Annotated in this window: 23 protein-coding genes; 17 read left to right on the plus strand and 6 right to left on the minus strand. The window is 50.4% G+C overall.

Annotation, left to right across the window (positions count from 1 at the left end):
- Nucleotides 1-83: 83 nt before the first annotated feature.
- Nucleotides 84-257, minus strand: a complete 174-nt coding sequence (locus tag DWX59_RS20625; RefSeq protein WP_008718137.1) for a DUF1540 domain-containing protein — start codon at nucleotides 255-257, stop codon at nucleotides 84-86.
- A gap of 152 nt (nucleotides 258-409) precedes the next feature.
- Here DWX59_RS20625 and DWX59_RS20630 point away from each other — a divergent pair, with 152 nt between their 5' ends.
- The 3 genes from DWX59_RS20630 to hslO all read left to right on the plus strand — a co-directional run bounded on the left by DWX59_RS20630 (nucleotide 410) and on the right by hslO (nucleotide 2,660).
- Complete coding sequence (locus DWX59_RS20630) at nucleotides 410-919, plus strand: SEC-C metal-binding domain-containing protein (protein ID WP_117561038.1); 510 nt, start codon at nucleotides 410-412, stop codon at nucleotides 917-919.
- A gap of 97 nt (nucleotides 920-1,016) precedes the next feature.
- Nucleotides 1,017-1,766, plus strand: a complete 750-nt coding sequence (locus DWX59_RS20635) for a class I SAM-dependent DNA methyltransferase (protein ID WP_117561039.1) — start codon at nucleotides 1,017-1,019, stop codon at nucleotides 1,764-1,766.
- Between the two features lie 15 nt (nucleotides 1,767-1,781).
- Nucleotides 1,782-2,660 (plus strand): Hsp33 family molecular chaperone HslO, encoded by an 879-nt coding sequence (hslO, locus tag DWX59_RS20640; RefSeq protein ID WP_117561040.1) that lies wholly within the window; start codon nucleotides 1,782-1,784, stop codon nucleotides 2,658-2,660.
- A 133-nt stretch (nucleotides 2,661-2,793) separates the two neighbouring features.
- Here hslO and DWX59_RS20645 read toward each other — a convergent pair whose 3' ends face one another.
- Nucleotides 2,794-2,991 carry a cold shock domain-containing protein gene (locus DWX59_RS20645; protein WP_007860545.1) on the minus strand — a complete coding sequence of 66 codons (198 nt, stop codon included), beginning with the start codon at nucleotides 2,989-2,991 and terminating at the stop codon, nucleotides 2,794-2,796.
- Between the two features lie 236 nt (nucleotides 2,992-3,227).
- Between DWX59_RS20645 and DWX59_RS20650 the strand changes: the two genes are divergently transcribed.
- A complete protein-coding gene (locus DWX59_RS20650; RefSeq protein WP_117561041.1) occupies nucleotides 3,228-3,773 on the plus strand; it encodes a DUF5662 family protein in 546 nt (181 codons plus the stop codon).
- A gap of 25 nt (nucleotides 3,774-3,798) precedes the next feature.
- On the opposite strand, the gene DWX59_RS20655 is transcribed toward DWX59_RS20650, so the two are convergent.
- Entirely contained in the window at nucleotides 3,799-4,227 is a 429-nt protein-coding gene (locus DWX59_RS20655) for a C-GCAxxG-C-C family protein (RefSeq protein WP_117561042.1), read from the minus strand.
- A gap of 130 nt (nucleotides 4,228-4,357) precedes the next feature.
- Nucleotides 4,358-5,128 carry a TMEM164 family acyltransferase gene (locus DWX59_RS20660; protein ID WP_117561043.1) on the minus strand — a complete coding sequence of 257 codons (771 nt, stop codon included), beginning with the start codon at nucleotides 5,126-5,128 and terminating at the stop codon, nucleotides 4,358-4,360.
- Between the two features lie 134 nt (nucleotides 5,129-5,262).
- Between DWX59_RS20660 and DWX59_RS20665 the strand changes: the two genes are divergently transcribed.
- The 11 genes from DWX59_RS20665 (at nucleotide 5,263) to DWX59_RS20715 (ending at nucleotide 12,883) form a co-directional block, all read left to right on the plus strand.
- Nucleotides 5,263-5,688 carry a DMT family transporter gene (locus DWX59_RS20665; RefSeq protein ID WP_117561143.1) on the plus strand — a complete coding sequence of 142 codons (426 nt, stop codon included), beginning with the start codon at nucleotides 5,263-5,265 and terminating at the stop codon, nucleotides 5,686-5,688.
- Nucleotides 5,689-5,783: 95 nt separating this feature from the next.
- Nucleotides 5,784-6,572 carry a helix-hairpin-helix domain-containing protein gene (locus tag DWX59_RS30285; RefSeq protein ID WP_117561044.1) on the plus strand — a complete coding sequence of 263 codons (789 nt, stop codon included), beginning with the start codon at nucleotides 5,784-5,786 and terminating at the stop codon, nucleotides 6,570-6,572.
- Between the two features lie 59 nt (nucleotides 6,573-6,631).
- Nucleotides 6,632-7,339 (plus strand): response regulator transcription factor, encoded by a 708-nt coding sequence (locus DWX59_RS20675; RefSeq protein WP_117561045.1) that lies wholly within the window; start codon nucleotides 6,632-6,634, stop codon nucleotides 7,337-7,339.
- An 89-nt stretch (nucleotides 7,340-7,428) separates the two neighbouring features.
- A complete protein-coding gene (locus DWX59_RS20680) occupies nucleotides 7,429-7,929 on the plus strand; it encodes a GNAT family N-acetyltransferase (protein WP_117561046.1) in 501 nt (166 codons plus the stop codon).
- Between the two features lie 3 nt (nucleotides 7,930-7,932).
- Entirely contained in the window at nucleotides 7,933-8,412 is a 480-nt protein-coding gene (rlmH, locus tag DWX59_RS20685) for a 23S rRNA (pseudouridine(1915)-N(3))-methyltransferase RlmH (protein WP_117561047.1), read from the plus strand.
- Between the two features lie 32 nt (nucleotides 8,413-8,444).
- Nucleotides 8,445-8,927: an AAA family ATPase gene (locus DWX59_RS20690; protein ID WP_117561048.1), complete on the plus strand. Its 483-nt coding sequence runs from the start codon at nucleotides 8,445-8,447 to the stop codon at nucleotides 8,925-8,927.
- Nucleotides 8,928-8,967: 40 nt separating this feature from the next.
- Complete coding sequence (locus tag DWX59_RS20695; protein WP_117561049.1) at nucleotides 8,968-9,729, plus strand: tRNA(His) guanylyltransferase Thg1 family protein; 762 nt, start codon at nucleotides 8,968-8,970, stop codon at nucleotides 9,727-9,729.
- 219 nt (nucleotides 9,730-9,948) lie between these two features.
- Nucleotides 9,949-10,251, plus strand: coding sequence for a CD3324 family protein (locus DWX59_RS20700; protein ID WP_117561050.1), 303 nt, complete (start codon nucleotides 9,949-9,951; stop codon nucleotides 10,249-10,251).
- Nucleotides 10,252-10,344: 93 nt separating this feature from the next.
- Nucleotides 10,345-11,010 carry a DUF1062 domain-containing protein gene (locus DWX59_RS20705; RefSeq protein WP_117561051.1) on the plus strand — a complete coding sequence of 222 codons (666 nt, stop codon included), beginning with the start codon at nucleotides 10,345-10,347 and terminating at the stop codon, nucleotides 11,008-11,010.
- A gap of 36 nt (nucleotides 11,011-11,046) precedes the next feature.
- Complete coding sequence (locus DWX59_RS20710; protein WP_117561052.1) at nucleotides 11,047-11,868, plus strand: AraC family transcriptional regulator; 822 nt, start codon at nucleotides 11,047-11,049, stop codon at nucleotides 11,866-11,868.
- A gap of 70 nt (nucleotides 11,869-11,938) precedes the next feature.
- Nucleotides 11,939-12,883 (plus strand): hypothetical protein, encoded by a 945-nt coding sequence (locus DWX59_RS20715; RefSeq protein ID WP_117561053.1) that lies wholly within the window; start codon nucleotides 11,939-11,941, stop codon nucleotides 12,881-12,883.
- Nucleotides 12,884-12,938: 55 nt separating this feature from the next.
- Here the strand turns inward: DWX59_RS20715 and DWX59_RS20720 are convergent, their stop codons facing one another.
- Both DWX59_RS20720 and DWX59_RS20725 read right to left on the minus strand, forming a co-directional pair.
- Entirely contained in the window at nucleotides 12,939-13,817 is an 879-nt protein-coding gene (locus tag DWX59_RS20720) for an AraC family transcriptional regulator (protein WP_117561054.1), read from the minus strand.
- 13 nt (nucleotides 13,818-13,830) lie between these two features.
- Complete coding sequence (locus tag DWX59_RS20725) at nucleotides 13,831-14,952, minus strand: C45 family autoproteolytic acyltransferase/hydrolase (RefSeq protein WP_117561055.1); 1,122 nt, start codon at nucleotides 14,950-14,952, stop codon at nucleotides 13,831-13,833.
- A gap of 301 nt (nucleotides 14,953-15,253) precedes the next feature.
- On the opposite strand from DWX59_RS20725, the gene DWX59_RS20730 reads away from it, so the two are divergent.
- Both DWX59_RS20730 and DWX59_RS20735 read left to right on the plus strand, forming a co-directional pair.
- Nucleotides 15,254-17,101 (plus strand): DUF6320 domain-containing protein, encoded by a 1,848-nt coding sequence (locus tag DWX59_RS20730; RefSeq protein WP_117561056.1) that lies wholly within the window; start codon nucleotides 15,254-15,256, stop codon nucleotides 17,099-17,101.
- Between the two features lie 19 nt (nucleotides 17,102-17,120).
- Nucleotides 17,121-18,086 (plus strand): alpha/beta hydrolase, encoded by a 966-nt coding sequence (locus tag DWX59_RS20735; RefSeq protein WP_117561057.1) that lies wholly within the window; start codon nucleotides 17,121-17,123, stop codon nucleotides 18,084-18,086.
- Nucleotides 18,087-18,141: the final 55 nt, after the last annotated feature.

Below are 18,141 nucleotides of genomic sequence, written 5' to 3' on the forward strand. Positions count from 1 at the left end.
ATAAAACAGATTATCCACATTTATATAAAAACTGGGACAAAACCCTGCCGTTATGCGGCCAAAGTTTTGTCCCAATTCCTGACTTACTGAGCCTTATTTACAAAAGACTCACAGTCCGTGCATTCCTTCTGTGTGGGGTTTGCCTCATGTGTGCCAACCTTGATCCGGTCCAGGGTGCAGTAGTTTTCTTTCTGGTCATGGAATGTGCAGTTCTTGATGGTACATTCAATGCTCTCGTTTTTGCCATTTACCTTCATGGAAAAACCTCCTTTAAATTTGATTGGATTACATGTTTATTATCTGCACAAAACCGAAAAGTATGTAAAGCGCAAAATATATTTGAAAAATCTTTACTTTTGTTATATACTATGGACTAGCACATAAATAATACAAAAAGGATGGTTTTACTATGGCACTGTTAGAGACATGGAGAAATCTGGCGTATGGCGACGGCCTGGATGATAAAAAGAAAGAAGAATTGTGGGCTGGGTATTTTCAGATTGAAAAAGGGATTTATGAGCAGATTCTCAGCAACCCTGAGGAAGTGGTCACCGGAACTGTAAAAGAACTGGCAGAAAAGTATGAGACTGAGATCCTTATCATGACCGGTTTCCTGGATGGGATTAATGAGAGTCTTAAGGGATACGAAAACCCGATTGAGACAATGGAAGAGGATACCCAGGTCAAGATTGAGATTGACCCTGAGAAGCTGTATTACAATATGGTAGAGGCAAAGGCCAACTGGCTGTTTGAACTTCCGCAGTGGGACAGCATCCTTACTCCTGAGAAGCGCAAGGAGCTTTACAAGGCACAGAAGGCTTCCGGCACGGTCCGCAAGGGAAAGAAGATTTTCCCCAACGATCCGTGTCCATGCGGCAGCGGCAAGAAGTATAAGAAGTGCTGCGGTAAGAACGCATAGGATCCATATGTGTCTGAGGACATCTGATTGTAAGCCGCCTGTCCGGAGGGAGCTCCGGGCAGGCGCTTTTGCAGTATGGAAAGCAGGAGGATGAAGGATGGAGGCATACACTGGTTTTGCCGAGGTTTACGATGTATTCCAGGACAATGTACCATATGAAGAGTGGTGCTCTTATGTGACAGGGCTTCTTAAGGAGTACCAGGTCATGGACGGCCTGGTGCTGGATTTGGGATGCGGGACCGGAAGCCTGACCGGGCTTATGGCAAGGTCCGGGTACGATATGATTGGGATTGACAATTCCGGGGAAATGCTCCAGATAGCCATGAACAAGCGCAATGCATCGGGGTTGGATATCCTTTACCTGCTGCAGGACATGCGCGGGTTTGAACTGTATGGAACGGTTAAGGCTGTCATCAGTATCTGTGATTCCATGAATTATATTATGGAATATCAGGAACTGGTGGAGGTATTCCGGCTGGTCAACAATTATCTGGACCCCAAAGGCGTATTTATTTTTGACCTTAACACAGAATATAAGTACAGGGAACTGCTGGCGGACAATACATTTGCAGAAGACAGGGAGGAGTCCAGCTTTATCTGGAACAATTTTTATGATGAGGAAGATAAGGTCAATGAATATGACCTGACCCTTTTTGTAAAAGAAGGGGAGCTCTACAGGAAGTTTGAAGAAACCCATTACCAGCGCGCATACGGTCTGGACCAGATACAACAGGCAATCCGTGATGGGGGAATGGAATTCGTGGCTGCATATGACGCCTGCACCCGCAATCCCGTACAGCAGGACAGCGAACGGATTTACGTGATTGCGCGGGAAAACGGTAAATAAGATAGGAGAGATACAATGTCAGATTATGTGATAAGAGCAACTGCGGCGGACGGTGAGATCCGTGCGTTTGCTTCCACCACAAGGGATTTGGTGGAAGAGGCAAGAAAGGCCCATAATACCAGCCCGGTAGCAACCGCTGCACTGGGACGGCTTCTCACCGCGGGAGTCATGATGGGTATTGACATGAAAGGGGAAAAGGACCTTCTGACCCTGAAGATACAGGGGGACGGACCCATTGGCGGACTGACCGTGACCGCTGATTCCCTTGGGAATGTGAAAGGATATGCCTTTAATCCCATGGTCATGCTGCCCCCTAATTCAAAGGGAAAGCTGGACGTGGGCGGCGCCCTGGGCGTGGGTGTCCTGAGTGTGATTAAGGATATCGGCCTGAAAGAACCATATGTGGGGCAGACTATCCTGGTGAGCGGGGAAATTGCAGAGGACCTTACCTACTATTATGCCACATCCGAACAGATTCCTTCCTCCGTGGCGCTGGGTGTGCTGATGAATAAGGATAATACGGTGCGCCAGGCTGGCGGTTTCATGATTCAGCTGATGCCGGGCGCGTCCGAGGCAGTCATTGGCAAATTGGAAGATAAGCTTAAGGAAATATCCTCCATCACCACCCTGCTGGATGTGGGCAATACGCCGGAGAGAATACTGGAATATATTCTTGGCGGGTTCGGACTGGAGATAAATGACAGGACACCGGTGCAGTTTAACTGCAACTGTACCAAGAGCAGGGTGGAAAAGGCCCTGATCAGTGTGGGGAAAAAGGATATCCAGGAAATGATTGAAGACGGGAAGCCCATTGAGGTGAACTGCCATTTCTGCGGCAGGCATTATGAGTTCTCAACCCATGACCTGGAGGACATACTGGAACGCGCAAGATAGAAAAAGGGCAGAAAACAACAAGAGCCAATCATATGACTGGCTCTTACTTGTAATCATTTGAAATCAGATATAACTTACTTCAACTCTATCAATGATGATATATGTTTGAAAAAGGTACACTGTTGTTCATTGATTAAATTCTGGTTACGTTGGTAGCCTGAGGACCCTTAGCTCCGTTAACTACATCGAACTCAACCTCTGCGCCCTCATCTAAGGACTTGAAGCCTTCCATGTTCAGACCTGAGTAATGTACGAAAACGTCATTGCCCTGCTCGTCAGAAATAAATCCGTAACCCTTCTGGTTGTTGAACCACTTAACTGTACCTTTCATTACGATACCTCCAAAAAATATAAAAAAATTGTTCTGTTGCAAGTTATTTCGCAACTGTCCTTAGGATATCACAAATGTTGAAAAGTGTCAAACGTTTTTGGTTATAAAGCATAAACAATTTATACAAACCTTAGATTCTATTGTTCAAAGGTTAAAATATGAAGAAAAAGGGGCAAAAGGGTGAATTATATGATATACTAACTGGCATAAAGGGTAAGAAAAGAAGGGATTTAAGAATGAAGGTTCAAAATATATGGAGGCATTATTGCACCATTACAAAACACAGGCGCCTGGTTCGCAGGCACTGTTTTAAAATCGGCCTGTATTGGCAGGGACTGACACACGATCTTTCCAAGTACAGCCCTGAGGAATTCTGGACCGGCGTCCGGTACTACCAGGGCGACAGGAGTCCGAACGCTGCGGAGCGGGAGGACGTGGGATATTCCAGGGCCTGGCTGCACCACAAGGGCAGGAATAAGCACCATTATGAGTACTGGATCGATATTTCCAACCACAAGGAAGATGGACTGGTGGGCAATAAGATGCCGGTCAGGTATGTGGCTGAGATGATATGCGACCGGATTGCGGCCTGCGAAGTTTATAAAGGAAAGGACTATACCAGCGCGGCCCCGCTTGAATATTATGAATATACAAAAAAGTATATCACCATCCATCCAAGGACAAGGGCGCTGCTGGAAAAGCTGCTCATCATGCTGAGGGATAAGGGAGAAGAGGCGACCTATGCGTATCTTCGCAAACTGCTGAAAAAAGGGACATATTAAGGCCGGCTAAGAAGCCGGTATCCGCCTATTCCTCAGGAAACAGCTGCCGGTCAATGATCTGGACCGCATCTTCGATACAGCCAGGACATGGACGCAGCGGTGTCCCGGTGTCCTCCCCTCTTAATTCACGGCAGGTAAGACTGCCGTTCTTTTTTAGGAAAGCCTGAAGGCAGGAGGCGGATGCCTCATACGATGCCTTTTTGGAATCTGGCGCCTGCGTATGTCCGGTACTGCACTTCAGGCCGGACAATACGGCGGCGGCAGAGATTGCCCCGCATGTCCCATCCATACAGCCCATCCCAAGTCCAAGTCCTTCCGTTATCCGGAACAGGGTCTTTTCATCCAATCCTGTTTTCTCCGTAAATGCGCATGCAACAGACTGGGCGCAGTTAAAGCCCCTGTCGTGGAATGCGATTGCCTGTTTTGCTCTTTCTTTTCCTGAAATTCCTGACATAAGAAAATCTCCTTTAAAAAAATGGTCATGTTTTTTTAACGACATGGTTCCGCCCTGCCCTGAACCATGCAGGATGATTCATTCCCAACGGTTGACGGAAAGCAATTGTTAAACACATTATGGGCCTGTCTTAACACTGCCTTGGGATATGCCTGAGCATGACATGGAACAGAAAACCGCCCAGCACAACCGATAAAAGATACAGTATGTTGCCTGGAACCGTCCCTATGGTCAGGGCAATCTGATGAAAGACAACCTGCCCATTGGGGTAATATGGGCTGATGTAGAACATATCGGCATTTCCATAAGGATGGGATGCCACATTGATGAAGGTGGCAGCCGCAGCACACCCGCAGAAAAAGGGCAGCGTATCCGCGAATTCAGACAGGCTTTGTCCGCCCAGACCGGCAAACGCACAGTAAAGCCCAATGAAAATCAGGATAAAATGCCATATGAAGCCATGGAGTGTTAATACAAGATAAGGGTGCATCAGCCCGCTGGGTTCTGCCAGCGCCATGACGCCTCCTAATAAGGCAAAGTCCTGCAGGAAGGTATGGACTGCTTTTACGCAACGGCAGGACATACGCGGCTTTATGAATGGAAGCAGCAGGCACAGGTACATGGGAATGCTGCACAGCTGGAATGGAAAATACCACCAGTCGTATTGCCCGCCGTTGACAATATAATACAGGAATCCCTGCTTATAAATCTCACTGACAGCCAGAATCAGGCCGCAGGCTGGCAGCACCTGCGGATGTGTGCCGCGCGGCAGTTTCCATGCCAGGAAAATGGCGGCAAGGATACCTGCGCCCCCAAAGACAAGATGGAAGCCGGAATATGGGACAGGTGTCCTCATGGGCCATGACGACATCTGGAATAGGGCTTTTATAATGGTACTCATAGACAGCGCCTCCTGTGGGAACGATTATACAACATATGCAGATGCATGACAACTCTTTCGCCTGGAATAAAATTATATTCAGGGGGAAAGCTAAAGAAACAGGAAAAATAATGGAAAGGCAGGAAAGAAAAGATATGGGATTTGTCATAGCGTTGCTGTCAGGTGCATTAATGAGCATACAGGGCGTATTTAATACGGAGGTAACAAAGCAGACCAGCGTATGGGTGGCCGCGGGCTGGGTGCAGCTGACCGCGTTCATTACCTGTGTTGTAATCTGGCTTTTTACAGGAAGGGAGCCCATCGCAGGGCTGATGCAGGTATCGCCCAAATATGTCATGGTGGGAGGTATCCTGGGGGCCCTCATCACATACACGGTCATCCGCAGCATGGCCAGCCTCGGACCTGCACAGACAGCCCTCTTAATCGTGATTTCACAGATCATCGTGGCATACGGGATTGAGCTGTTTGGGATGTTCGGCGTGGAAAAGAGTCCCTTTGCATGGCATAAGCTCATTGGCGCTGCGGTTGCCATTGGCGGGATCATTATTTTTGAAAGATAAAAATTGGAAATAACTCTTGTATTTAAATAGGCTAACAGTTAGAATAGTACTATCAGGCTGGGATGGTACCCGTATAAAGGAGGGATACCATTCAGATGAGACTTATATCTTTAAAAACATGTAAGGTTCCTGCCATCGTCATATGCATGTTGGCTGCAGGCATATGTTATAGTTGTGGCGGGCATCCGGATCCTTCGGTAGGTTCCGGTTATGAAGGGATTGTCCTGGAGTTGGGAGATTCAGGTTCTGGACAGGATGGATTAGGAAATCCGGGTTCTGGGAAGGATGAACCAGGAGATTCGGGTTCTGGGAAGGATGAATCAGGAAATCCGGGTTTTGGAAAGGATGAATCAGGAAAGCCGGATTCAGGACAGGATGGATTAGGAAAGCTTGATTCAGGCCAGTCAGATCCGGGCCGGGGGGATTCCGCACAATCACCTGCCGCCATGGTTTATGTACATGTATGCGGAATGGTGGAACAGCCGGGCGTATATGGTCTTCCGGAAGGAAGCCGGGTATATGAGGCGGTTGAGGCGGCCGGAGGCATTAGGGACGGCGGCGCGGCAGATTACCTGAACCTGGCAGAGACGCTTAAGGACGGTATGAAGCTGGAAGTACCCAGCGAGAGCCAGGCCGAGGAATGGAAGGCACAGGGCATTAAGCCTGCTGCGGATCCTGAAGCAAAGGCCAGGCACATGGTGAACCTGAACACGGCTACCAGGGAGGAGCTTATGAGCCTTCGCGGTATCGGGGAGTCCAGGGCAGAGGACATCATCCGCTACAGGGAAACGTACGGCGGATTCCAGTCCATTGAGGATATCATGAATGTGTCCGGCATCAAGGACGCTGCGTTTGAAAAGATTAAGGACAGTATCACAGTATAAAAGAGTTGGGCGGCCCGAGGTTTGATTTGGGCCGCCATTGATAGATAAGGGGAATGAACATGCCGAGAGTATTAGTTGTTGATGATGAAAAATTAATTGTAAAAGGTATCCGCTTCAGCCTGGAACAGGATGGCATGGAAGTGGATTGTGCATATGACGGCGAGGAGGCAGTGGAACTGGCTAAAAAGACAGAGTACGATATCGTCCTTTTGGATGTGATGCTTCCAAAACTGGACGGTTATGAGGTCTGCCAGGCCATCCGGGAGTTTTCCGACATGCCGATTATCATGCTGACCGCTAAGGGCGGGGACATGGATAAGATTCTTGGACTGGAGTATGGGGCGGATGACTATATAAGCAAGCCCTTTAATATCCTGGAAGTCAAGGCCAGGATTAAGGCAATCATACGGCGCAGCTCCAAGAACAGGCGCCTGAAAAAAGAAGAGGCCAACAATAGCGTCATTGGTCAGGGGGACCTTAAGATGGACACGGAAAGCCGCAGGGTATTCATAGGAGAGAGGGAGATTAACCTGACAGCCAAGGAATTTGACCTGCTGGAACTTCTGGTGCGCAATCCCAACAAGGTATACAGCAGGGAAGCGCTGCTGACCTATGTGTGGGGCAACAAGGCCATGGACAGCGGCGATGTCCGCACCGTGGACGTCCATGTGAGAAGGCTGAGGGAAAAGATAGAGCCAAGCCCAAGCGACCCAAAGTATGTACATACGAAGTGGGGCGTTGGATACTATTTCCGTGTAAAGGGCTGAGAAACGGTTGGGAGAACGGCAGAATCGGCTGAGAAAACAGCTGGATTGGCTGGGAGTACGGTAGGATAGGCTGAGAGGATGACATAAAGATGACAGAGAATGGCAAATACAAAATCAGGACAGCGGTGCCGGATGATTTGGATCAGGCGGCACAGGTGGAACTGAATTGTTTCCCGGCGGCAGAGGCAGCTGACAGGGCAGCCTTAAAAGCGCGCCTGGAGGCATTTGGGGAAAGCTTCCTGGTGGCGGAAGCGGACGGGCGGATCATTGGATTCATTAATGGCGCGGTTACAGATGAAAAGACCATTGCGGACAAGATGTTTGAGGACATTTCCCTGCATGATCCGGATGGGGCGTTCCAGAGTATTTTCGGGCTGGATGTGATTGAGGAGTACCGTCATATGGGAGTTGCTTCCAGGCTTATGGAGGCCATGATTGAAACCGCAGGAAAGCAGGGCAGGAAAGGGCTTATACTGACATGCAAGGACAGGCTGATCGGTTATTATGAGAAGTTCGGGTATGTGAATATGGGTGTTTCAAAGTCAGTTCACGGCGGGGCTGTGTGGTATGATATGGTACTGGAGTTTTAGCGGATGAAGATTACCCTTGTAACAGTAGGAAAGATAAAAGAACGGTATTTTGAGGATGCCATAAAGGAGTATTCCAAACGCCTTGGCCGTTACTGCAGGCTGGATATCATCCAGGTGCAGGACGAGAAGACACCGGACGGGGCCGGCGAAGCAATGGAACGCCAGATTAAGGATAAGGAAGGACAGCGCATCCTTTCCAATATTAAAGATGGGGCTTATGTGATTGCCCTGGCCATTGAAGGCAGGATGTTATCCAGTGAGGAACTGGCATCCAGGCTTCAGAAGCTGGGAGTGGATGGCATAAGCCATATTGTGTTTGTGATTGGAGGTTCCCTTGGACTGTCGGAAGAAGTGATGAGGCGGGCGGATTTCGCGCTGAGTTTTTCAAAGATGACATTTCCCCACCAGATGATGCGGGTCGTTCTGCTGGAGCAGGTATACAGAAGTTACCGTATCATGGCTGGGGAACCGTACCATAAGTAACAGGGACGCCAGATGACAGGAGGACAGGAACAATGGGGGACAGGCAGGGGGAGGAATCGCCCAAAGCAATTATTTTCACAGGCATTCAGGCAAGTGGGAAATCCACTTTTTTTAAACAGCATTTCCGGTCCGGTTTTGTACATATTAATCTGGATACGCTGCATACCAGGAATAAAGAGGCGGCGATATTAGAACAATGCCTGCAGAACCGGGCATCCTTTGTTGTGGATAATACAAATCCAACCGCAGATGACAGGCAGCGGTACATAAAAGCAGCCAGGGAGCATGGGTACCGGATAGAAGGATATTTTTTCCAGTCCATTGTGAGGGACTGTGTGGAGCGCAATTCACACCGTTCTGGAAAGGCGTGTATTCCCGGAAAGGCAATTGCCTGTACCTCAAACCGCCTGGAACTTCCTTCCTATGAGGAGGGATTCGACGCGCTGTATTTTGTGCGGATTCAGGATGGCGCATTTGCAGTTGACAGGTGGAATGAAGTTTCAGACACAATGTAGTACTGCCTTGCATAAGGCGGTACGGAATGGGGGAACGATAATGATTTTTGACGAATTAGATACAAGTATGCGCAGGTTTGAGACATCCCTGGACCAGACCGTCCTTCCGGAACTTTACATGGCGGTGAGGATAGACGGGAGGAATTTTACAAAGCTGACCAAGGAGACCTGCCGATTTGAGGCGCCGTTTGACGTCCGTTTCAGGGATGCCATGGTTGATACGGTCAGGCATCTGATGGACTGCGGGTTCCGTATTGTGTACGGTTATACCCAGAGCGATGAGATTTCCCTGCTGTTCCACCCAAAGGACAATACCTTTGGCAGGAAGACAAGGAAAATCAATTCGGTCCTGGCAGGGGAGGCCAGCGCATTTTTCTCCCTGCATCTGGGGGTATTGGCCTGCTTTGACTGCAGGGTGGTGCCGCTGCCCAATCTGGAATGCGTGCGGGATTATTTTTCCTGGAGGCAGGAGGATGCCCACAGGAACTCCTTGAATGCCCACTGTTACTGGCTGCTGCGCAGGGAGGGAATGTCCCCCAGGGAGGCCACAAGGGAAATTGAGGGAAGGACCGTTGCTTTTAAGAATGAACTTCTGTTTTCCAGGAATATTAATTTCAATGATCTGCCCAACTGGCAGAAACGGGGAGTGGGCTTATACTACTCCTCCTATGAGAAGAAGGGATATAATCCGGTGAAGGATGAGACGGTAACCAGCATCCGCAGCAGGCTTGATGTAAATATGGACCTGGAAATAGGCCAGGCGTATACGGACTGGGTCATTTCCCTGATTCCGGAAGATTAAAAAGGATTAAGAATGCTTCTGTAAAAAGCATGAGGTTTTTTGGACCGCGGCAGCCATGGTATAATGGACACGCCGATGGTAAATTGAAAAACATGATAAGGAGGCCCTGTTTTTATGAGGAAATATGTTATAGCTGCATAGCATGGGCTTGTGCAGTGAAAATAAAGTAATTGTATAGCCTTTGCTATTCCGGACCGTATAATAGTTTGGGAGGCAGCGATGCGCTATCAGAAAGCAAATGAGATTCTTCCGGTGGAACTGGTGGAGTTGATTCAGGATTATATTGACGGGGAATACGTATATATCCCCAGAAAGCAGGAAAATAAAAAGGGCTGGGGGGAAACTTCCCGGGCAAGGGAGGAACTTCAGTCAAGAAATATAGAAATATTTGTAAAATATAGTCAGGGATTGGGAATAAAGGACCTGGCAGAGCAATATTTCCTGTCGGAAAAAAGCATACAGAGGATTGTGCTTCAGGAACGGAAAAAGAGTGAAGGGAAGCAAGGCAGCGTACCGGAATAGCGGATACGCTGCCTTTTCCTTGTTTCTGGTTTGAGTTTGAGGTTTATATCCGGGTCCGCGGATGATAGAGTGGATTGCGGAGGAAGATTTGAGATGAAACAGAATAATAGGAAAAAATGGATTATAATGCCGGAATCACTTCCGGTCGTATTGAGACGGTGCCCGAAGTGCGGAAAAAAGACAGAGTTTGGGAACAGCGGAAAATTCCGGGTCAATGCAAACGGGCGCATGCTGGACATATGGCTGATTTACCGCTGTAAGACGTGTGAAACATCCTGGAACATGACCATATATGAGCGCGTGGCACCGGACCGTCTGAAGCAGGAGGAGTACAGGCGTTTTCTTGACAATGACATGCACCTGGCAGCGGAATATGGAAGCAGCCCGGCCATATTTGCCAGGAACCGGGCGGACTGGACGCTTCCGTCCAATGAGTATACGGTACAGGCAGTGGATACACTGGCGCCGTGCAGGCGCGAGGGGTGGGATGAAATCCAGATAAAGCTGGGAGGCTGCATAACCCCCAGGCTGGACACGCTGTTTGCAAGGCAGCTGGGGATTTCCAGAAGCCAGGTAAAACGTCTCTGTGAGCAGGAATTGATATGGGGGCCGGAAGGGAAGGCGGCGGCCAATGCCAGGGTAAGGGACGGTCAGGAATTTTATGTCAGGACATCGTTGGAAACAGAGGCGGGCCAGGGCACGATGGAGAGGGCGTCAGGAGATATGGGTTGTATTTGCCATCCCCATGATTTATACTAAAATGTGACAAAACCTGAGGGAAAAGGAATACACTTCATGATACCTGCATTTGAATCACTATACCATCCATTGACATCGCGGCCCTTTTTAAGGGATGAATCTTATACGGAATATGCACCCTGCCCAGCCCTGCGCCCCTATATTGCATGCTTCTGGTCCATGGAGGGCAGCGGGAGAGGCGGCGCTGTGCGGGTAATCCCGGACACCTGCATTGACATCATCATTGAAGTCAACCATTCAAGACAGACCATAAAGACAAGGCTGTGCGGGCTGCAGGATTTTTCCGTGCTCAAACCCCTCAGGATGACAGGGGATGAGGTGACCAGCTTTGCCGTCAGGTTCCATTTTTGGGCGGCCAGGCTGTTTCTGGATTTGAATCTGAGGGATTTATACAACCAGGTATGGGATTTGGAACTGGTGCAGCCCGGATTTACGGCTGATTTTGACATATTTTTTTATTACCGTTCCGTGGGGGCACGGATTGCGTGGATGGAACGTTTTATGCTGGAAAAGCTGAATCCGGACCAGTATGACCCGAACCTGTACAATGCCGTTGAATATATCCTGAAAACAAAGGGAAATGCCGCGGTAAAGGAATTATGCGGACACACCTGTGTGGGCCAGAGGCAGATGGAACGTCTTTTCCAGCGGGATGTCGGCATTTCCATGAAGCGGACAGCCAGTCTGGTGCGGTACCAGAATGTATGGCGGGAGATTGTGGGCCAAAAGGAGTTCCAGATCCAGGATGCGGTATACCGGTATGGATACTCGGACCAGTCCCACCTGCTCAATGCGTTCAGACGGTTTCACGGTGTGTGGCCGGACCAGGCAAAGCAGGCTGCCCTTAAATGGGTCTGATGTCGTTTTTTTTCAATACAGACACAACCTCCTGTGATACAGTTTTCCTAAACCGAACTGGAGGTATCAGATGAAGAGATTAAGCAAGTCAGCCTATAAGGAAGTACGCACCTGGATATACCGCAATGCAAGGCCTCTGGAACTGGCATTATGGCAGTTCTGTTTTGAGGGCGGAACCAGGGAACATGTGATGGAGATGCTGGGATTTTACCAGAATGAGGACGGGGGCTTTGGGAACGCGGTGGAGCCGGATTGCTGGAATACGGAATCCTCGCCTTACGCGGTCCTGGTCGTTACGGGCATGCTCCGGCGGATTGGTTTTACGGACAGTAATCATCCGGTCCTCAGAGGGATGCTTCAATACCTTGACAGCGGCGCGCATGTGTCGGAGGATGGCTGGAATTTCAGTATCCCGTCCAATGACGCTTATCCCAGGGCTCCCTGGATGACATATGATGCGTCCGTCAACCGGGTTCAGGACATGGGAATCTCGGCAGGCTTATGTACTTTTATCCTGCGCCATGGGGACAGGCAGTCAGGACTATATGCAAAGGCCATTAATCTTTCTGGGCGGATACTGGATAAAATGAAGCGGACAGAGGATTTTGGGGAAATGGGGGCAGGAGGGATCGGCATGCTGGTCCAGGCGCTGGAAGCATGCGGCCTGGGGCAGCGCTTTGACTGCGGGTCCGTTAAGGCAATGCTGCCAGGTCTGGTGAACCGTTCCATTGAGCGCAACCCGGATCATTGGGCATCCTATACGCCCAGGCCGTCTGAATTCATCTGGTCTCCTGATTGTCCTTTTTATCCCGGAAACGAGGAAGTCGTGGATCTGGAACTGGATTACCTGGTGGATACAAGAAATCCGGGAGGCGTCTGGAATATTACATGGACATGGTTTGGGCTGGGGGAACAGTATCCAAAGGAGTTCGCCATCAGCGAGAACTGGTGGAAGGCTTTAAAGGCAATTGAGAAGCTGAGTTTTCTGGAGGCATTTGGAAGGATGGACCGATAGGGCAGACTGTGATAAGGCTGGAGCCGGACTTGGGGGCTGTCCCCGGCTCCAGCCTTCATTTCACAGGGATATAGAGGTCAATCTGGCTGTCGGCGCAGTCATACCCCAGAAAGCGTCCGTCGTACAGTTCAAAGTCTTCCCGCTCATCCAGCTGTTCGTCTGTTGTCAGAAACCAGGTGCTCCAGATATACCGGAAGGACAGGGACAGGTTTTTGAGGCTTCCGGTGTGGGTGAATACGGCGTATTTCCCGCCCTTCAGGATTTTGGGGATGAAGGGGGAAGGAAGGTTCTCAAAGGAGGATACCTCCACCGCAGCCACCTCCGGGAACAGCACATCATCATTCATGGTATAAAGGCTGTTGCCTTCTTCGCAGGCCTCGCAGATCCCAAAGCCGCGGCTGGACGGGAAGGTGTTGGGAACCAGGTGCATCTGGGCGCGGAAGGTATCCCACAGTCCGGGGATTACATTGTCCCCAAGGGTGGTGAAGCCGCGCAGTCCGGCTGCTTTTATATCCGGAAGTTCCAGGATCCTGGGATGGACAGTCAGGTTGTTCGTCAGATGGGCCAGCATCAGCTGGTCCATTTTTGGCTTGGAGCTGATGAAAAGTTCCAAACGGTTCTGACGGTACTTTATAGGGCTTACGTGATAGACGGATTTGAAGGCGCGGCTGAATGCCTCGCTGGATTCAAAGCCATGGCTGATTGCGATGTCAATAATCCGTCTGTCCGTGTAGAGCAGTTCCCTGGCCCCATTGGAGAGGCGCCGTTTCTTGATATAGCTGCCCACGCTTTCGCCCAGTAAAGCTGAGAATACCCGCGTCAGATGGTAGTAGGAGTAGCCCGCATGGCGGGCCACCTCCTCTACGGTCAGTGGGTCACCCAGATGGTTTTCAATATACACAACGGCCTGTTCCAGTGATTGTTCGTAATTCATGGAAAACTCCTGTTTATTCAATGTCTGTCAGTTGGAATAGGGATGGGGGAGCCGGCTGGCTGCACAGGTCCATGGCCCTGACGCCTTCCGTGAAATCCCCATCCAGGGAATAATGCTGCCAGCCGTTTGTTTCCTGTCCGCCCCAGCAAAGCTCCATGGTCCCGGCCGCCGGGTCAATGACCATGCTTTTTGTGGTGCCGAAGAAGTCATCATAATAAGGGCAGGACAGTCCGGCCGGATATGGGGTGAGAAGGAACTGCTTTAAATCCTCTGTCCCAAGACCTTTTCCGTGCTGTTCAAGGAATGCTTCTATGTTCCTGATGCGCTTAAGGGAGTTCTCCATGGCCCGGGGTTCATGGGGAATCAGTTCCTCAAGGAGCGGATGGTTTGTGGCATACAGGTACTGTGCATCAGAGGAAGGATCGATGGTCCTGAAAGCCTTCCGCCCGTCCAGTGTCTCATAGAGGGCTGCATTGCCCGCCTTGTCCGTAAGGATCAGGTTCATATTAAATGCAATGGGCATGTCTTTTAACCGGTCCAGGCATTCTTTTACATCCCGGCAGGTGTCAAGCAGTGTGCGGATGACGGCCCAGAACTGGAGGCCGGTGACGGCCGGGCGGCGCATGTTCTCATCAACCCCCACCGGGAAGCTGGTGGAGCTCATGGTTACCGCAAGTCCCATCTCATTGAAACCATCATCCCTGCCCAGTCCCAGGACGCTGGTCCCGATATGGATATAGGCGCCTTGGATGCTGGTCTTAATTACATTAAAATCCTCAAATGCATCGTTGAATTCATAGTTGCGCGCCACCTTCGGGCGCCCGTCCTTTGTCATGGACGGCAGCAGGGATATGTGGCTGCAGCCGGGATGAAGCCAGGTCATGGCGTAGTAGACAAGATTCTGGGGCCTGGTTTTAAGGGCGTCCGCAACACCCTGCAGCTCTTCATTCAGCCCCGGGCACCACTGGGAAAACAGGGCCGAGGCCTTTTCCCATTCCTCTGTTCCAAATCCCGGGTACCCGGCTGTGTAACATGATTTCAGCTGGGGGATGGCTGCGTACTGGGTGCCCAGGCGGTAACCGGCCTCATAATGTGTTCCTGTCAGCAGGGTGTTTCTGGTATATACTTTTTTCATGGAAATCCTCCTCTTTCTGGCTTGGTTTTATTTGTAAGACACTTCTATTGTACCGGAAAGGGAATTTATTTCATGATATTTCCTGCGGTTTTGCAGGGCCGGGTCAAGAGGCCTTCCTTTAGGGCGTGTTTGAAAATTCATTCCCGCCATCTGCCCATAGTATAACATGTTTCCAAAAAGGAAAACAGATAATGATTGCAGGGAGATGTTTCTTTAGGGTATACTAATACTGTGTTGTGTAAATAAATGCGTCTGATACGGCATTTATCCATCTAATTTATCAGCAGGAAGAAGGCAGGCCATGAAGAAGGATCCTCAGGGAAAGCGCTGGCACAGGCTTGACAACACGGGAAAGATATTTCCCATGATTGCCAATGAAAACCTGAGCAACGTGTTCCGCATCTCAGTCATATTAAAACATGATATAGTGCCCAATCTGCTTCAGCAGGCGCTTCAGGATACCCTTCCCATGTTTAAGGGATTTAAGGTAAAACTGAAGCGGGGGTTTTTCTGGTATTACTTTGAAGGCAACAAACGCACGCCTTATATAGAAAAGGAGACCTCCTGGCCCTGCCGCTATATTGACCCTAAGAGCAGCCAGCTGTATCTGTTCCGGGTCAGCTATTACGGCCGCCGCATCAACCTGGAGGTGTTCCACGCTGTCACGGACGGCATGGGGGCTGTGAACTTCATCCGTGAACTGACCGCCCGTTATCTTGACCTGAAGAACGGCACGCCCCACCTGCTAAGGGAGGAGGAACAGGGGACTGCTTATAAGATAGAGGACAGCTATCTGAAGAATTATAAAAAGATGCCGGGCAGACGTTACAGTTCCAAACCAGCCTACAGGATGGAGGGGGAATACCTTGCCATGGGCGGCGAGAGCGTGGTTCACGGCACCGTGGATATACAGGACCTGAAACGGGTATGCCGTGAAAAAGGGGTCAGTGTCACCAAATACCTGACCGCCTCCCTGATATGGTCCATCTGCCAGGTTTACATGGGCGGGACGCCCGGCACCCAGTCAATCGGCATCAACCTGCCCATTAACCTGAGGGCGTTTTTCGGTTCAGATACAGCGTCTAATTTCTTTGCGGTGACAGCCATTGATTATAACAGGGAGAAGGGTGACGGCTCCTTTGATTCCATCCTGGCCGCGGTCTGCAGCCAGATGGATGACAATATTGTCAAGGAAAAGCTGGAACAGACCATATCCTATAATGTGTCCAATGAAAAGAAATGGTATGTGCGCATCCTGCCCCTGTTTGTCAAATGGCTGGCCCTTGGATTTATCTTCAGGCGCAACGACAGGGCGCATACCATGACCCTGTCCAACATCGGCCCCATAACCATGGATGAGGAGTACCGGGAGGAGATTGAGAATTTCCATCTGCTTATCGGGGTTTCCAAACGCCAGCCCGCCAAATGCGGTGTATGCGCTTATGAGGGCAAGGTTAATATTACGTTTACCAAGGTATTTGGGGACAGCCGTCTGGAGGATTGTTTTTTCGGGCACCTTGAACAGGCCGGGATACCGGTGGGGTTGGAGAGCAACGGGCTTGTGAAACCGGAAGCGTGGAAGGGTACCTACCCGGTTGTGGAATATGATAAGAATAAGTGGAAGAAACTGGTTTATCTATTTTACGGAATCCTGGCCGTGGTTGCCGTGGTGCTGGGGGTGGTGAACATTGCCACCTATGACCATCTCTGGTGGTCCGGCATCGCCATACCTGGGATTGCCTATGCAGGGCTTACGGTCCGATATTCCATATTAAAACATGCGAATCTGGGGAAAACGGTTGTCATTGAGACCATTGGGATGCAGGTCCTGTTGATCATGATTGACCGGGTGCTTGGCTATGAGGGCTGGTCCGTTAATTATGCGGTGCCTGCCACCATCCTGTTCGCGGATGTGGCAGTGGTGTTTTTGATACTTGTCAACCGGCTGAACTGGCAGAGCTACTTCATGTACCAGCTTGCAATCACCATATTCAGCTTCATACCGCTGATTCTGTGGGCGGTGGGGCTTGTCACAAGACCACTGATGGCTTTCATTACAGTGGTGCTCACCGTGTTCATCCTGGCCATGACCATTTTCCTGGGCGACAGGGGAGTGAAGAACGAATTAATCAGACGGTTCCATCTATAGGGAACCAGGAGGAGACCAAATGCGGAATAAAAAGGTAAGTATCCGGGGAGGCCTGATGCGTGATATGATACACGACATCATGGAAACCTCCTTAGGAAAGCCCATACAGACAGGAGAATTCAGGAAGAATCCAGTGGAACCTGCCTGGGTCTGCCCGTCCGGTTATGAGTATGAAATCATTGAAAACGGGCCGTTTAAAATGGAGTTCTTAAAGCCCGAGGGCGTGGTGACGGGCCGTGCCGTGCTGCAGCTGCACGGAGGCGGCTACATCGGCCCCATGAAGAATATATACCGGAAGTTTGCGGTGCGCTATTCCCGTCTCAGTTTTGGCGGGGATGTGCTGACAGCGGATTACAGGGTTGCCCCGGAGTATCCGTATCCGGCGGCCCTGGAGGACGCGCTTCACGCCTACCAGTGGCTGGTGAAGGAAAAACGTTACCGTCCGGGCCAGATTGTGATTGCCGGGGATTCGGCAGGCGGCGGACTTGCCCTTGCCCTGTGCCTTTACCTCAGGGACCACGGACTGCCGCAGCCGGCCGGCCTGGTGCTCATGTCGCCCTGGGCGGACGTTACATGCAGCGGTGACAGCTATGATTTTAATTTTGAAAAGGACCCGCTGTTTGGCAATTCCAGAGAGACAATGCTTTATAATTCCCCATATATAGGGGATGCGGATCCAAGGGATCCATATCTGTCGCCGGTATTCGGGGACTTTCGGGGACTTCCGGCCATGCTGTTACAGGCAGGCAGCCATGAAATGCTTCTTAGCGATACGCTGGCGGCAGCTGAGAATGCCAGGCAGGCAGGCGTGCGGCGCCGGGTATCTGTTTACGAGGGCATGTTCCATGTGTTTCAGATGAGCATGGACCTGATACCTGAGAGCAGGGAGGCGTGGGATGAGGTGGCGCGCTTCATGCAGATTGTGTTCAGGATTGACAGGAGGCCTGAGGGGCGGGTGGTCAGGAAGGTTAAAAGGGGACGGTAGCTGCGTCCGCAGACTGGGAAGCCCCGGCCATGCGGAGTGGAACTAAGGATAAGAT

This window comes from Enterocloster aldenensis, assembly GCF_003434055.1.
Taxonomy (GTDB): Bacteria; Bacillota; Clostridia; order Lachnospirales; family Lachnospiraceae; genus Enterocloster; species Enterocloster aldenensis.